We start from the raw sequence: 13,274 nt of genomic DNA, 5'->3' as shown, positions 1-13,274 counted from the left end.
TCTTACACATTTATTTAAAGACATTGTTTTTATTATAACGGTTTTTCAGACACGAAAAAAGCCTACTTACTCAAGTAGACTTTAAAACATTTGGTAACCGCTCTTACGCAAGAAGCGAATCGATAGACCGGCGATGATGATTCCGGCAAGACCAGCCGCGAACATCGTGATATCCGCTGTCTGTAGACCAGCAATCCGGTCCCCAAGATTCGGAATCGCTTCACGAGCATTCGTGAAGTATTCGAGCGTCGATTGGTTGTCGATCATCATGATGATGATGATCGGATAGAGTACGAGCATCACCCATGTACTCCGCAACAACATGTTTAAAATGAATCCGATACTAAAGAACATGACGAGATAAAGCACACTCCCGATCACGGCTTGAATGATATGCATACTGTTCCCCCTTTGAATCTCTTCTAGTATAACCGACAAAAAAGGCAAATGCACGAGTGTACATTTGCCTAAAACGTGAACTTAGAACTTCCCTTTTTTGATCGCAAGACCAAGTTTTTTCAGTTCAAAGAAGTGTTTGTTGTCGATGACTTTTTTCATAAATGATGCGTTACGACCGTAAATCTTCTTGCCGAAGACCATGCCGATACCATCTTTATGACCAAGTGAAGCAACCGTTCCTTTGTTCTCGTACGTGAACGTCGATGTTTGACGACCCGCGATGAGTGCTGCGATGTTCTCAGCGACTTTGTGTGCTTGTTGTGTCGCGATTTGTGCAGTTGGTGGGTACGGACGGTTCGAACTTGGATCCATGACTGCTGAACAGTCACCGATCATGAAGACGTTATCGTGTCCTGGAACACGAAGATCTTCTTCGACGACGACACGGTTACGCATCGCTTCGAAACCAGATGCTGCAACGACAGGGTTACCGCTGACGCCACCTGTCCAGATGATCGTACTTGCTTCGATCGTTTCAGTCGTGTCGCCTTGAAGCGGACCGAACGTGACGCTTCCTGGTCCACATTCCTTGATGCCGTTACCGAGTTTGAACTCGACGCCTTGGCGCTCAAGCCATTTGTGTGCGTAGTTGACGAGATCAGCATCGAATCCTGGAAGGACTGTTGGCGCTGCCTCGATATTAACGACACGAACGAGTTCGCGTGGGATATCATATTGTTTGCACAGTTCTGGAATACGGTTGACGAGCTCACCCATGAACTCGATTCCTGTGAATCCAGCACCACCGACGACGATCGTCAAGAGTGAACGATCTTGTGATCCTGTTGTTTTGTACTGTGCGAATGAGTAATCGATATGTTCCTTGATTTTACGGACGCTGTTCAACGAGCTGATCGTTAATGCGTGTTCCTTCAATCCTTTGATACCGAATGTTTCAGGAACGCCACCGAGAGCAACGACGACGTAATCGTAAGGAACTGTTCCGCCATCTTGTAAAAGAACTGTTTTAGCAGCCGTGTCGACTTTCTCAACGATACCTTTGACAAGTTTGACGCGTGACGGGTTGATGACATCATTGATGTAGATGCGCGCTTGCTCCGCAGACATCGTACCTGCAGCTGGTTCATGCAACCAAGTTGTTTGGTAATGATAGTCGTGTTTATTAATCAACGTGATGTTCGCTTGATCGACGCCGAGTTTCTTTTGAAGGTTGACTGCTGTGATCAATCCACCGTAGCCCGCTCCAAGAATAACAATGTTAGGTGTGTTCATGTTCTGATACTCCTTACGAATCGTAGTTTTGTTGTGATTTTCTTCACATTCAATTACAGACGAATGCTCAAAAATTTTGTTCAAATAATGTTCACATGTCTATAAGCTTATTGAAACACTTTTCAGGAATGATTGCAAAAGAAAAATGTAATTTCCCTTAAAAAAATGTGAGATGTCCCGTACTTGCACCTTCACCCCCTACTTCCTATATAATAGACCTATCCAACGCTAGGAGGGAATCAGATGCACCAACCATATGATGTCACGATCATCGGCGGCGGTCCGGTCGGACTGTTCACCGCGTTTTATTCAGGGATGCGCCAGATGAAGACGAAGGTCATCGAGAGTCTACCTCAATTAGGTGGTCAACTCGCTACGCTTTATCCTGAAAAATATATATACGATATTGCCGGTTTTCCGAAAGTAAAAGCACAGGAACTGGTCGACCGGTTGCTTGAACAAGCAAATGAATTCGATCCGACATACGTGCTCGGTGAGACCGTCATCGCTTACGAACGGATGGATGACGGAATCATCCGCCTCGTCACGAACAAAGGCGAGCATTATACGAAGACCGTCATCTTGACAGCAGGAAACGGCTCGTTCGCCGCGCGCCCACTCGGAGTGGCAGATGCAGAACGCTTCGAGGAAACGAACTTACACTATTTCGTCAACGACATGGAACGTTTCAAGGATCGTCAAGTCGTCCTGCTTGGTGGTGGCGATTCAGCAGTCGACTGGTCATTGATGCTTGAACCGATTGCCAAATCTGTCACGCTCGTCCACCGTCGCGATAAGTTCCGTGCCCATGAACATTCGGTCGAACTATTACATGACTCATCCGTTAACGTCATGACGCCGTATACGCTCGAATCGGTCACAGGTGAGACGCACATCGAGACGATGACGTTCAAACATGCTGAAAGTGGTGAAGTCGTCGTCGTTGCTGCTGACGATGTCGTCTGCAACTTTGGTTTCGTCTCGTCACTTGGGCCGCTCAAAGAATGGGAAGTCGAGTTCGAACGCAATTCGATTCGCGTCAACTCGAAGATGGAGACTGCGATTCCAGGCGTCTTCGCTTGTGGAGATATTGCGACTTACGAAGGACGCGTCAAATTGATCGCAACAGGCTTCGGTGAAGCACCGATTGCCGTCAACCAGGCGAAACTTCTTGTCGATCCATCGGCTCGTCACCCGCAACACTCAACGAGTCTGTTCGAAAAAGTAACGAATCATTCTTGAGATAAATGAATGGCTGCAAACAAATAAGAGGTCGAATTCCGGATGACATACCGGAGTCCGATCTCTTATTTTGATGGAATCACATCTAGGACGTGACCAAACATCTTTGACTCCCACAGGAAAAGGAAGCACGATGTGTGCTTCCGTCAGGGGTAAGGAAGACCCGACAGATCACATGGAATGGGAACTGGCGCGGCTTACATCCCGCCTGAGGAAAGCGAAGATGTTGAAACGTCCGATTTCATACGAATGATCTTTTAACAGGCATCCGATAAACCCGTTGCACGAGTTCGATCCCACCTCGCTCAATCATCGATTCTTCGAAGACCTGACCACCGAATCGCTCGTAAAACTGGCACGCCGGATTATCCCGCAAGACAGAAACCTGCATTGCCTCGTATTACGCCAAGTCCTCGATGATACGTTGAAACAATGCCTTCCCGAGCCCCTGCCCTTGAGAAGCTCGCAAAACATAAATCGCGTAGAGTTCTCCTTCACGCGCATCCCTTCGATTTGGTCCACCTTGCGCGAAGCCAACGACTTCGTCTTCTAACTCCACAACATACACGCGCTGATCGACTAACGCCTGCTCCCATTGTTTCGTCCGTTTCGCGTAAGACAACTGTGCTAAATAAGAATCAGGGATGATCCCTTGATACGTCTCCCGCCAGACATCGATATGAACGCGCGCAATGGTCGACGCATCTTCAAGACGTGCTTCACGAATTCTCATAATGGGATGATGAAGCGACGTGTCTCGCGTCCATTATGAACAGTCGGCTCAATTTCTCGTCCGCCGTTCGCTAAGATGACACGACGTGATGCTACATTATCAACGCCACACGTCAACAGCACTTGATTGAGTCCACGTTGCCGTGCTTCTTCTAGCGCTAAACGAAGCCCGGTCGTCGCATACCCTTTCTGACGCTCGGATGGTCGGATGCCGTATCCGATGTGTCCGCCGTACAACTTCAAGTTCTCCGTCAAATCATGCCGGAAGTTCAACGCGCCGACGATTCGTTGTCCGTCGACCATCCAGTACGTCGAATGGGTGACGAGCCCCGGTCTGACCGTTGTCTCCATTTCCTTCAGTTCCGCAAAATAAGCGCCCAGTGGTTCATACGTATCCCCGACTGCTTCCGGCACGATCGTTTCGCCCGACTTTCGCCAGTCTTCTAAAAAGGCGCGGTATTCTGTCTCCCATGCGAGGGTTGGTTTTATCAACTGCATCATTGGTGATTACGCACCTCCTCTTCAATCAAACGATCGAGCCAGTCATCGATATGTTGGAACAGATAGCCCGCTTCTTTCGCAGCTGTCGTATCCATATAGAAATCGCGTTCTGGCGCAAGTGGCGATTCATCCTCTCCTTTTGCGACGATTTGGCTCGTCGTTCCCGCAATACGGTCGATTTTATCCATCAGGTCTTGAATCGTTAGGACGCCGTCACTCGCAGCGTTGATCGGTCCTGTCAATTCCGAACGACCACACCACTCCAAAAAGGCAGCGGCTTCGTAACTTGAGATGTAGCCCATCTTCGCATAGTTGTTTTCAGCGATAATCGGACGCCCGTCAAGCGCCCGTTTGATATGGAAGACAAGTCGTTCCGTATAATCGTCTGGTCCGAGGACAACAGGAAAACGAACGGCAACGACAGGGAACGTCGCCCGTTGGAAGAAATAACTCTCCGCTTGGCGCTTCCCTTCGCCATACCCATGTTCCTTCTCAAGATCATATTTCCCGGGAAACGGATTGTAGGCGCGTTCCGAAATATTCGCACCACCGTCTTCATAAACAGACATCGTCGACGTCAACACGTAGCGTCCGACTTTCCCTTCAAATGCGTCGATCGCGAGCTTTGCTTGATACGGTGTGAAGCAGATGTTGTCATAGATGACATCCCAGTGCTGTTGGCTTAAATCCTTCATCGTACTACTTGACGTCCGGTCTCCTTTAAAAAATGTCAAGCCCTTCGCGACCGGTGGAGTATGCTCACCCCGTGTGACGATCGTCACATCATCCCCCGAATCGGCTAAACGAATTGCAAGCCGGCGTCCGAAATAGCGCGTTCCCCCGAAGATCAATACTTTTCTCATCCTGAAGCCCTCCCTATTCGTAGTAGCATTCACTCTCTTAAATATTTCGAGTCAATGGAGCAGGTCTCCTGTTTGCAGGCAATAAAAAAATCGTGGACGATGTCCACGATTGGATTCATTAACAGCCACCCGGTGTCCCGGCATTCGTTGCCGTCCGGAACGAAGTCCCGCAACCGCATGTTGCGATGGCATTCGGATTCGTGATCGTGAATCCGCCACCAAGCATTGACTGTTTATAATCGATTTCCAGTCCTTTGACGACCGGGTAATCTTTTTCGTCCACGATGACGGTCACGCCGTGCTGTTCAAAAACGAGATCCGTTTCTTTTTGTTGATCGAATCCCATTCCGTACGACAGACCACTACATCCACCACCTTGGACGAGCATCCGAAGATTTCGTTCATCTGCTGGTGCCTGCGCCATCATGTCCTGGACTTGTAGCGCTGCTGCCTCCGTTAAATGGATCATGTCATCACCTTCCTTTTCTTTAGTATACGCAACTTCTGAGCGAATCGAAACCTAGTTGCTTGAAACTATCTTGAATTCGTTGTATAAATGGTATGTACAATAAAATAATCGTTCCATCTTCAGGGCAGGGTGAAATTCCCGACCGGCGGTAAACAACTCTTTTTAAGTTGAAGCCCGCGAGCGAATAGGGCGCTATTTGCTGATTCTGTGTAATTCAGGAGCCGACAGTACAGTCTGGATGGGAGAAGATGGCGGCATGAGTTTGAATTTGATCGATTTTGCAATAATCGATTAGGTTTATTTAATGCGGACTTCTCCCCTGTTGATCTCATCAATGGGGGTTTCTTTATGGTCGCAGTCATGCCAATACTTCATCGAGAGGAACGAGCAAAAGGAGACAATACTCGTATGAAACGCACACAAAAAATGGTCACTCTGTCAATGTTAGGTTCAATCTCGTTTGTTCTTATGCTTATCAATTTTCCACTACCGTTCTTACCAAACTATCTGAAGATCGACTTCAGTGATGTTCCTGCTCTTGTCGCAGCGATCATGTTCTCACCGGTCGCAGGTGTCATCGTCGAAGCATTGAAGAACGTGTTATACTACATCTTCCGCGGAAGTGGTGTTCCGGTCGGAGAATTCGCGAACTTCGCTGCAGGCGTCGCATTCGTACTACCTGTCAGCTGGTTCTACCACAAAAAGAAATCAACACAAGGTCTCGCAACTGGTCTCGTCGCTGGTACGATCACGATGGCACTCGGTCTTGCGATCCTCAACTATATCTTGATCCTTCCAGCGTATGCATGGTTCCTCGGTATGGATTACATGGCGGATCCAGCTGTCAAATGGACAGCGATCACAGCCGGTATCTTACCGTTTAACGTCATCAAGGCCTTGTTCATCTCGGCACTCTTCATTCCGTTGTTCTTGAAACTACGCCCATGGATGATGCGCCGTCAACAATCTGCCTGATCCGAAAAGCTGCGCCCGCTGACGGACACGAATCCCCTCGTTCAGACGAACGAGGGGATTTTTTGGCTGTCCGTGCTCACAGCTCATTCTCTTCGATTTTCAGGTAAATCTTTTCAAGCAACTCTTCCGGCGTTTCACCTACGACGGTCTCACCATCTACGAGACAAAAATGGTCAAGCGAACAAATCCCGCAATAACCAAGGCAACCGTATTCGACGACGTCAACATTCGGGTCACGTTCAAGTTGCTCCATGACGACCTGTGTACCAGCCGCTAAGTTACTAATACAAAATTCAATAATCGGATTCACTTTTTTTCCTCCTTCAAGCAGGAAACGACCTGCCTCATGTCGTATTATACAAGGTCAGACTGATTTAGGGGAACTAAGGGGGATTTTACGTTATGAAGCAATTGATCGTACTCGGCGGAGGTTATGGTGGAATGCGGATTTGTGAGCGATTCAAGGACGAGGAAGTTGCCGTCACGCTCGTCGACCGTCTACCGTACCACGCACTCAAAACGGAATACTACGCACTCGCAGCAGGTACATTATCAGATCGGGATGTCCGGATTGAATTTCCGGAGGGGAAACATCTTACCTATAAATATGGACATGTCATCAAAATCTCACCAGAGACGAATACAGTCCATCTGCAGGACGGATCAGAATTATTCTATGATGACTTAATCATCGCCCTCGGTTGCGAGGATAAATACCACAACATTCCGGGTGCTCAAGAATTTACATATAGCATCCAGACACTAGAAGAATCACGGAAGACACAACAAGCGATCTGTGGTCTGTCACCGGGGTCAGTCGTCTCGATCGTCGGTGCTGGTCTATCTGGTGTCGAACTCGCCAGTGAACTACATGAGAGCCGGAAGGATTTGACGATTCGTCTATTCGACCGCGGTCCATCCGTCTTGTCGTTCTTATCCGATAAAGTCTCGTCTTACGTTCAGGAATGGTTCGAGGAACATGACGTTGAAGTCATCAACAACTCGAATGTCACGCTCGTCACAGCGGACGATGTGCGAAACGGCGACGATACGTATCCATCCGACTTAACGATTTGGACAGCTGGTACGCAGCCGGTCAAAGTTGTACGCGATCTCGGCTTTGCTGCGGATAGTGGCGGTCGGATCAAATTGACGGAACATCATCACGTACCGGAATACGATAACGTCTTCGTCATCGGTGATTGTGCAAGTCTACCATATGCACCAAGTGGTCAACTCGCAGAACATCAGGCAGAACAAGTCGTCGATGTCTTACAAGCCAAGTGGCAAGGAAAGAAATTACCGAAGCTGCCAGAAATTAAACTGCGCGGGATGCTCGGTTCACTCGGAAAATCAGACGGTTTCGGGATCGTCATGGGCAAGCAAGCATTGACGGGGAAAGTCCCACGTCTCTTGAAGTCCGGTGTCTTATGGAAACACAAAAAGATTAAATGAGCAAAAGAGGTGTCCCAAGCTTTGGGATACCTCTTCTTCGTTCACCCCGTCTGACTTAACTTTGCATCAATCGCTTCCGTAATCGTCTTCAGTTTGATGTACCCCTCGTCAATCATCTCATCATCAAGCACGATCAGTGGATAAAAATAGACATCCTCTTTTAGCGCTTCCGTCCATTGATCTGATGTTGCTGTCTCGAAATCGACATAGCGTAGCGTCATCGCTTGCTCATATTTCCGTCCGAGGACAGCTTGTAGCCAACTGAATGTCTCTTCCGAGCTGGGTGCCCCGACACAACTCGGACAGGTGACCGCTGTTCCATAAACCGTGATTTCCATCTTGAAGTCCCCCTTTTCAATTCTCTCCTCTTTAGTATACAAGTTTTCCAGATTGAGAACATTTTTCAACCCTGTTACAATGAAACTATACGAAAGGATGTGTTTACGCATGGAAATGTTTGATCAAGTGAATGAAGTTCTTGAAAAATTGCGTCCGTTCCTTCTTCGTGATGGAGGAGACGTTGAACTCGTAGATGTAGAAGACGGAATCGTAAAACTCCGTTTGATGGGAGCTTGTGGTAGCTGCCCAAGTTCAACGATCACATTGAAGGCCGGTATCGAACGTGCCCTTCTTGAAGAAGTCGCTGGCGTCGTCGAAGTCGAACAAGTCTTCTAATACATGAAATCCCGAACGAATTCTCGTTCGGGATTTTTTGATTCATAGAATCCATTCGGCTAACGTATCGACCATGTATGTCGGTTGACGATCCTGCCCTTGAATGAAGACGGGTGTGTGGACGCCAGAATTGACGTGCATCGTCCGGATGCCTCCATTGATTCCGAATAGGATATCCGTATGGTAGTTATCCCCGACCATGATGACGTCTTCTTTTGACAGACCAATCATCTCCGTTGCGATATCGACCATGACCGGTTCCGGTTTGCCGATGAAGAACGGTTCCTTCTCCGTCGTCACGCGCAGGACGGACGTCAAGGCACCATTACCTGGCAGGAAACCACGTTCGGTCGGAATCGCGATGTCTCCGTTCGTCGAGATGAAACGAGCACCGGCACGAATCGCAAGTGCACCAACAGCGAGTTTTTCATACGTGATCTGACGATCGAGTCCGATGACGACGTAATCTGCCGCTTCGGTTGCGACGACGTCTAACCCTTCTCGTTCAAGCGCGTCGATCAGTCCTGTTTCTCCGATCGCATAGACGCGCGCTTTTGGTGACAGGGCAGCAATATAACGACCAGTCGCCATCGCACTCGTCAAGACGTGTTTCGCATCGGAATGAACACCCATCCCGCGTAGTTTCTCCGCCACAGCTTCTGCCGTCATCGACGCGTTATTCGTCACGAACAAGTACGGAATGCCCTCTGCTTGCAGACGATTGACGAAATCGACCGCTTCTTTTACCGGTTCCGTTCCGTTATACATCGTTCCATCTAAATCAAATAAATAGCCTTTTGCCTTCATCCTGACTCACTCCTCGTTTGGTAAAAATGCAGACACCGGTCCGAGTTCTGTCTCGATATACCGGCGAATCGCTTCCGGGAAACGACGTAGTTCTGCTTCCTCTGTCTCAAGTACCGCCCGAATCTCCGCCATACTCGACTGTGTGAATGATCGGACGATCAACGTACGTAACGCAACGAGCTTCTTCAGACTCGTCGCGAGCGGTCCATCGATGACCTTCTCATCTTCTAAAATGAGAATGATATCTTCATAACTTCCCGGATCCCGCATGATGAATCCATCAATCATACTGTTTCCGATGTCGATGACACTTTCGATGACTAAAAAACCGATCCGTTCCATAGCCAGTGCCGTCGTCACCGGATCCCCCGTAACTTCCTTACTTTGTCGAAGTGCCGTCTCATAACAGACGACCGTCTCTTCGATTTTTTGACGATTGACGAAATACATCTTCATTCCCCCTCACATCCTCCATTTTATCGTTATCCGGCAATCCTGAAAAGCAGAAAGGTCATTTGCATCACATTCCCAAATGTGTTATCCTCAATTTAGATTTTTGCTGAAAATAGTATGTCACATTGGTGACGTGGAGGTTATATACATGGAACGGGAACTCGCACTGGAAATCGTACGCGCTACGGAAGCAGCAGCACTAGCTTCTGCTCAATGGATTGGTCGCGGTAAGAAAAATGAAGCGGATGACGCAGCAACGACTGCGATGCGCGAAGTCTTGAACACGGTCAACATGAACGGAACGGTCGTCATCGGTGAAGGTGAACTTGACGAAGCACCAATGCTCTTCATCGGTGAACGTGTCGGAACAGCGAATGGTCCAATCGTTGATATCGCCGTCGATCCGCTCGAAGGTACGAACATCGTTGCCAAAGGTCTCGGTAATGCGATGGTCGTCATCGCCGTCGCCGATCAAGGTGCCCTGCTCCACGCACCTGATATGTATATGGATAAATTAACAGTCGGACCGAACTTGAAAGGGCACGTCTCACTCGACGATCCACTTGAAGTCATCATCGAAAAAGCAGCTCAATACAACAATAAACGGATTGAGGACGTCACGGTCATCATGCAGGATCGCCCGCGTCACGATCACTTCCGCGAATCAGCCATGCGGATGGGCGCACGCGTCCGTCTGTTTGAAGACGGCGATGTCTCAGCTGGAATCGCACCACTTTCTCCTGCGACAGGAATCGATATCTTCATCGGAACAGGCGGTGCTCCTGAAGGTGTCATCACGGCTGCTGCCGTTAAAGCGATGGGCGGCGACATGCAGGCACGTTTACATCCGATGAATGAAGAAGAAACTGCTCGTGTCATCCGGATGGGACTTGAAGATCCACTTCAACTCTTGACGCTTGATGACCTTATTAAAAGCGACGACTGTATCTTTGCCGCGACCGGCGTCACGACGGGCGAAATGCTCGATGGCGTTAAGTTCTTGACGGATGATATCGTTGAGACGACATCTCTCGTCATGCGTTCGAAAACACGGACAATCCGAAAAGTGATCGCTGAGCATAGCTTATCGCGTAAACCATACTTGCAAAAAGTCCCCCAAACCCTTTAATCTGAAACAGATGTTAGGGAAATGAGGGAAGCTGAATGATGGAAGAACGTGATTTTTTATATGATGATGTCGAACAAACGAAGACACGCTTCGTCAGTTGGATTGGAGAAGCCAGTCGGTTTGATCTCGCCATCACCCACTCGGAGCATTTTTACGGTAAGATTCTCGTCTTGAATCTCTTATCGAATCGCTATGCGATCATCGGTGCGGACGATTTTGATGAACCGGGCTACATCGCGACAGCGTTTGACGTCGAAGACGATGCGGCAACGGAACTCGAGATGTATCTGCGCGCTTATATCGGTCTATGAAAAAAGCCTTCGTCCGCGGACGAAGGCTTTTTCTTATAAGAGACGATCGTTTCGTTCATTTAGTGTGTTTGGTCCGCTGAAGACGTTCGTATTGTCTGACTCGTCATGGGCACGGCGTTCTGAATGCTGATCCGCTTCATCACCGACGAGTAATACGAATTGACCACTTTCGACCGCATGATTCGCACGATCGACGTCTTCCTTCGTCAAGCCACTTCCGTGGATGGCATCTCCATGAGAGACTGATTCATCTTTTTTGAAGATACTCTTGATTTCCTGCCATAGATTACGATGATCTTCCTGCGACAGACGCGTAGATGTCTGTTGGTTGTTCAAATCCGCTAGTTCCTCGATTTGTTCGAGATCGTATTTGTCGTGTGCTAAGACTTTTAAATCAGTCGAGACGACACCGGCAACACGGAGATCGTGCACGGCACTGACGACTTCTGGTACGGATGAGTAAATTCCAACGATTCGCATGGATGATTCCCCCTATAGGTACATGATACTTATAGTAATAGCCGAATTCCGTCCACTAGAAACGCTTTTCTGTATGACAGTTTGATTACTCGCTTTCCGTCTTCTCTGGTGCAGGTGCGAACTTCCGTTTCAACTTCAACGTATTGGATGAAGAACCGTCGAAGCGAGGTGGTGCTTCTTCTCCTTCTACCAATCCGACCTTCTTGACGATGAAATAGGCACATCCGAAGTTACAGTATTCGTAGAGATAATCAGCCACATGCGAAATCTTCGTATCGAATGTCGCTTTCTCGTGTTGATCCTCATAGAAGCCACGTAGTCGTAATTGACCGTGCCCCCAGTCGCCCACGATATAATCATATTTTTCAAGGACATCGCTGAAACGACCGATGAAGGCTTCTTCATTAAAGCCTTCCCGTTTCTCTTCGACGACTTCATAACGTTCCCGATTGACTTGTATCATTATTCCCACCTCCTGCTGTTCTTATCATAGCATATTCCATTTCTCCTGACAGACGAAAAACCGTCCGAGTCAGCTGCTCGAACGGTCGTTGATCGTTAGTCGATCGGAAGTGCTGTTTTATTCTTTTTCGCTGCGTTGACTTGCTCATCTGCATGATACGATGAACGAACGAGTGGACCTGCCTCACAGTGCGAGAACCCTTTGCTGAGCGCGATTTGCTTCAGTTCAGCGAATTCTTGCGGTGTATAGTACTTGATGACGTCGAGGTGCTTTTTCGTCGGTTGGAGATACTGACCGATCGTCATGATGTCGACGTTATTTGCGCGAAGATCATCCATCGTTTCAAGAATCTCTTCCCATGTCTCACCAAGACCAAGCATCAAGCTCGACTTCGTTGGAATTTCAGGTGCGAGTTCCTTCGAACGACGAAGGAATTCAAGCGTCCGGTCGTAAGTTGCTTTCGCACGAACGGTCGGCGTCAGACGGCGGACCGTCTCGATGTTGTGGTTCATGATGTCTGGTTGTGCATCAATCAGCGTTTTCAATGCCTCAAAGTTCCCACCCATATCTGAAGGTAGGACTTCGATTGATGTCTCTGGGTTCATCCGACGCACTTCACGGACGGTTTCAGCGTAAACGCCTGCTCCGAAATCATTCAGATCGTCGCGTGCGACCGCTGTGATGACCGCGTGCTTCAGGTTCATCAATCGAACGGATTCCGCGACGCGTTTTGGTTCTTCGAGATCGAGTTCGTTCGGACGTCCTGTCGTCACGGCGCAAAAACGGCACGCACGTGTGCAGATACTTCCGAGAATCATGAACGTCGCCGTTCGGCGTACCGCCCAACACTCGTGGATATTCGGACACTTTGCTTCCTCACAGACAGTATGTAGCTTTTTCTCGCGCATCATACTTTTTAATTCTGTGTAAGTTTCATTCGTATTCAGCTTGATTTTCAACCATTCCGGTTTACGTTGGATTTCTCCGCGTCCCATGGTTTCGCTTCCCCCTTCATCCCCAAAAAGTC

19 protein-coding genes and 1 riboswitch are annotated in these 13,274 nt (G+C 48.5%); of the genes, 6 read left to right on the top strand and 13 right to left on the bottom strand.

The genetic code is table 11. The features are described 5' to 3' along the window. Window positions 1-81 precede the first annotated feature (81 nt). Both HZS85_RS02360 and HZS85_RS02355 read right to left on the bottom strand, forming a co-directional pair. Window positions 82-399, bottom strand: coding sequence for a YuiB family protein (locus HZS85_RS02360; RefSeq protein ID WP_214852667.1), 318 nt, complete (start codon window positions 397-399; stop codon window positions 82-84). Window positions 400-480: 81 nt separating this feature from the next. Further along, entirely contained in the window at window positions 481-1,692 is a 1,212-nt protein-coding gene (locus HZS85_RS02355) for an NAD(P)/FAD-dependent oxidoreductase (RefSeq protein ID WP_023469134.1), read from the bottom strand. Between the two features lie 243 nt (window positions 1,693-1,935). On the opposite strand from HZS85_RS02355, the gene HZS85_RS02350 reads away from it, so the two are divergent. After that, window positions 1,936-2,934, top strand: a complete 999-nt coding sequence (locus tag HZS85_RS02350) for an NAD(P)/FAD-dependent oxidoreductase (RefSeq protein WP_053454114.1) — start codon at window positions 1,936-1,938, stop codon at window positions 2,932-2,934. Between the two features lie 400 nt (window positions 2,935-3,334). Here the strand turns inward: HZS85_RS02350 and HZS85_RS02345 are convergent, their stop codons facing one another. From HZS85_RS02345 to HZS85_RS02330, 4 genes are all read right to left on the bottom strand, one after another. Continuing rightward, window positions 3,335-3,667 (bottom strand): GNAT family N-acetyltransferase, encoded by a 333-nt coding sequence (locus tag HZS85_RS02345; protein ID WP_214852665.1) that lies wholly within the window; start codon window positions 3,665-3,667, stop codon window positions 3,335-3,337. Next, window positions 3,664-4,167, bottom strand: a complete 504-nt coding sequence (locus tag HZS85_RS02340) for a GNAT family N-acetyltransferase (RefSeq protein WP_214852664.1) — start codon at window positions 4,165-4,167, stop codon at window positions 3,664-3,666. Before HZS85_RS02340 ends, HZS85_RS02345 begins: the two co-directional genes overlap by 4 nt. Next, complete coding sequence (locus tag HZS85_RS02335; protein WP_214852645.1) at window positions 4,164-5,030, bottom strand: NAD-dependent epimerase/dehydratase family protein; 867 nt, start codon at window positions 5,028-5,030, stop codon at window positions 4,164-4,166. The genes HZS85_RS02340 and HZS85_RS02335 overlap by 4 nt, the downstream gene beginning before the upstream one ends. A gap of 118 nt (window positions 5,031-5,148) precedes the next feature. Further along, window positions 5,149-5,499, bottom strand: a complete 351-nt coding sequence (locus tag HZS85_RS02330) for a HesB/IscA family protein (RefSeq protein WP_029342414.1) — start codon at window positions 5,497-5,499, stop codon at window positions 5,149-5,151. A 111-nt stretch (window positions 5,500-5,610) separates the two neighbouring features. Then, window positions 5,611-5,753: riboswitch (FMN riboswitch) on the top strand. 154 nt (window positions 5,754-5,907) lie between these two features. Between HZS85_RS02330 and HZS85_RS02325 the strand changes: the two genes are divergently transcribed. Beyond that, the gene (locus HZS85_RS02325; RefSeq protein ID WP_029342415.1) at window positions 5,908-6,474 is read left to right on the top strand and encodes an ECF transporter S component; all 567 of its coding nucleotides are present in this window, start codon (window positions 5,908-5,910) and stop codon (window positions 6,472-6,474) included. Between the two features lie 76 nt (window positions 6,475-6,550). On the opposite strand, the gene HZS85_RS02320 is transcribed toward HZS85_RS02325, so the two are convergent. Continuing rightward, complete coding sequence (locus HZS85_RS02320; RefSeq protein ID WP_023469141.1) at window positions 6,551-6,784, bottom strand: YuzB family protein; 234 nt, start codon at window positions 6,782-6,784, stop codon at window positions 6,551-6,553. Window positions 6,785-6,876: 92 nt separating this feature from the next. Here HZS85_RS02320 and HZS85_RS02315 point away from each other — a divergent pair, with 92 nt between their 5' ends. Beyond that, complete coding sequence (locus tag HZS85_RS02315) at window positions 6,877-7,929, top strand: NAD(P)/FAD-dependent oxidoreductase (RefSeq protein WP_214852642.1); 1,053 nt, start codon at window positions 6,877-6,879, stop codon at window positions 7,927-7,929. Window positions 7,930-7,970: 41 nt separating this feature from the next. Here HZS85_RS02315 and HZS85_RS02310 read toward each other — a convergent pair whose 3' ends face one another. After that, the gene (locus HZS85_RS02310; protein ID WP_214852633.1) at window positions 7,971-8,267 is read right to left on the bottom strand and encodes a DUF1462 family protein; all 297 of its coding nucleotides are present in this window, start codon (window positions 8,265-8,267) and stop codon (window positions 7,971-7,973) included. Window positions 8,268-8,376: 109 nt separating this feature from the next. On the opposite strand from HZS85_RS02310, the gene HZS85_RS02305 reads away from it, so the two are divergent. Next, the gene (locus tag HZS85_RS02305; RefSeq protein ID WP_012371190.1) at window positions 8,377-8,604 is read left to right on the top strand and encodes a NifU family protein; all 228 of its coding nucleotides are present in this window, start codon (window positions 8,377-8,379) and stop codon (window positions 8,602-8,604) included. Window positions 8,605-8,646: 42 nt separating this feature from the next. Here HZS85_RS02305 and HZS85_RS02300 read toward each other — a convergent pair whose 3' ends face one another. After that, window positions 8,647-9,411: a TIGR01457 family HAD-type hydrolase gene (locus HZS85_RS02300; RefSeq protein ID WP_214852630.1), complete on the bottom strand. Its 765-nt coding sequence runs from the start codon at window positions 9,409-9,411 to the stop codon at window positions 8,647-8,649. Window positions 9,412-9,417: 6 nt separating this feature from the next. Continuing rightward, on the bottom strand, window positions 9,418-9,861 hold the full coding sequence (locus HZS85_RS02295) for a DUF86 domain-containing protein (RefSeq protein ID WP_023469145.1): 444 nt from the start codon (window positions 9,859-9,861) through the stop codon (window positions 9,418-9,420). A 151-nt stretch (window positions 9,862-10,012) separates the two neighbouring features. On the opposite strand from HZS85_RS02295, the gene glpX reads away from it, so the two are divergent. Together glpX and HZS85_RS02285 are read left to right on the top strand one after the other, a co-directional pair. After that, the gene (glpX, locus tag HZS85_RS02290) at window positions 10,013-10,993 is read left to right on the top strand and encodes a class II fructose-bisphosphatase (RefSeq protein WP_214852626.1); all 981 of its coding nucleotides are present in this window, start codon (window positions 10,013-10,015) and stop codon (window positions 10,991-10,993) included. A 35-nt stretch (window positions 10,994-11,028) separates the two neighbouring features. Further along, window positions 11,029-11,304, top strand: a complete 276-nt coding sequence (locus HZS85_RS02285) for a DUF3055 domain-containing protein (RefSeq protein WP_023469147.1) — start codon at window positions 11,029-11,031, stop codon at window positions 11,302-11,304. Window positions 11,305-11,337: 33 nt separating this feature from the next. Here HZS85_RS02285 and HZS85_RS02280 read toward each other — a convergent pair whose 3' ends face one another. From HZS85_RS02280 to lipA, 3 genes are all read right to left on the bottom strand, one after another. Further along, on the bottom strand, window positions 11,338-11,784 hold the full coding sequence (locus HZS85_RS02280; protein ID WP_214727844.1) for a general stress protein: 447 nt from the start codon (window positions 11,782-11,784) through the stop codon (window positions 11,338-11,340). 85 nt (window positions 11,785-11,869) lie between these two features. Continuing rightward, the gene (locus HZS85_RS02275; RefSeq protein WP_214852623.1) at window positions 11,870-12,247 is read right to left on the bottom strand and encodes a YutD family protein; all 378 of its coding nucleotides are present in this window, start codon (window positions 12,245-12,247) and stop codon (window positions 11,870-11,872) included. Window positions 12,248-12,342: 95 nt separating this feature from the next. Beyond that, the gene (gene lipA, locus HZS85_RS02270) at window positions 12,343-13,242 is read right to left on the bottom strand and encodes a lipoyl synthase (protein WP_023469150.1); all 900 of its coding nucleotides are present in this window, start codon (window positions 13,240-13,242) and stop codon (window positions 12,343-12,345) included. Between the last annotated feature and the right edge of the window lie 32 nt (window positions 13,243-13,274).

The sequence above is a fragment of the Exiguobacterium sp. s130 genome (genome assembly GCF_018619055.1).
In the GTDB taxonomy this organism is placed as follows: Bacteria; Bacillota; Bacilli; order Exiguobacteriales; family Exiguobacteriaceae; genus Exiguobacterium_A.
Note: the sequence above shows the minus strand (reverse complement) of the source record. Positions and strands in the feature narration are given on the sequence as shown.

Coding starts and splice junctions, on each gene's coding strand:
- HZS85_RS02360 (WP_214852667.1), bottom strand. CDS start 399: ATGCATATCATTCAAGCCGTGATCGGGAGTGTGCTTTATCTCGTCATG.
- HZS85_RS02355 (WP_023469134.1), bottom strand. CDS start 1,692: ATGAACACACCTAACATTGTTATTCTTGGAGCGGGCTACGGTGGATTG.
- HZS85_RS02350 (WP_053454114.1), top strand. CDS start 1,936: ATGCACCAACCATATGATGTCACGATCATCGGCGGCGGTCCGGTCGGA.
- HZS85_RS02345 (WP_214852665.1), bottom strand. CDS start 3,667: ATGAGAATTCGTGAAGCACGTCTTGAAGATGCGTCGACCATTGCGCGC.
- HZS85_RS02340 (WP_214852664.1), bottom strand. CDS start 4,167: ATGATGCAGTTGATAAAACCAACCCTCGCATGGGAGACAGAATACCGC.
- HZS85_RS02335 (WP_214852645.1), bottom strand. CDS start 5,030: ATGAGAAAAGTATTGATCTTCGGGGGAACGCGCTATTTCGGACGCCGG.
- HZS85_RS02330 (WP_029342414.1), bottom strand. CDS start 5,499: ATGATCCATTTAACGGAGGCAGCAGCGCTACAAGTCCAGGACATGATG.
- HZS85_RS02325 (WP_029342415.1), top strand. CDS start 5,908: ATGAAACGCACACAAAAAATGGTCACTCTGTCAATGTTAGGTTCAATC.
- HZS85_RS02315 (WP_214852642.1), top strand. CDS start 6,877: ATGAAGCAATTGATCGTACTCGGCGGAGGTTATGGTGGAATGCGGATT.
- HZS85_RS02310 (WP_214852633.1), bottom strand. CDS start 8,267: ATGGAAATCACGGTTTATGGAACAGCGGTCACCTGTCCGAGTTGTGTC.
- HZS85_RS02305 (WP_012371190.1), top strand. CDS start 8,377: ATGGAAATGTTTGATCAAGTGAATGAAGTTCTTGAAAAATTGCGTCCG.
- HZS85_RS02300 (WP_214852630.1), bottom strand. CDS start 9,411: ATGAAGGCAAAAGGCTATTTATTTGATTTAGATGGAACGATGTATAAC.
- HZS85_RS02295 (WP_023469145.1), bottom strand. CDS start 9,861: ATGTATTTCGTCAATCGTCAAAAAATCGAAGAGACGGTCGTCTGTTAT.
- glpX (WP_214852626.1), top strand. CDS start 10,013: ATGGAACGGGAACTCGCACTGGAAATCGTACGCGCTACGGAAGCAGCA.
- HZS85_RS02285 (WP_023469147.1), top strand. CDS start 11,029: ATGATGGAAGAACGTGATTTTTTATATGATGATGTCGAACAAACGAAG.
- HZS85_RS02280 (WP_214727844.1), bottom strand. CDS start 11,784: ATGCGAATCGTTGGAATTTACTCATCCGTACCAGAAGTCGTCAGTGCC.
- HZS85_RS02275 (WP_214852623.1), bottom strand. CDS start 12,247: ATGATACAAGTCAATCGGGAACGTTATGAAGTCGTCGAAGAGAAACGG.
- lipA (WP_023469150.1), bottom strand. CDS start 13,242: ATGGGACGCGGAGAAATCCAACGTAAACCGGAATGGTTGAAAATCAAG.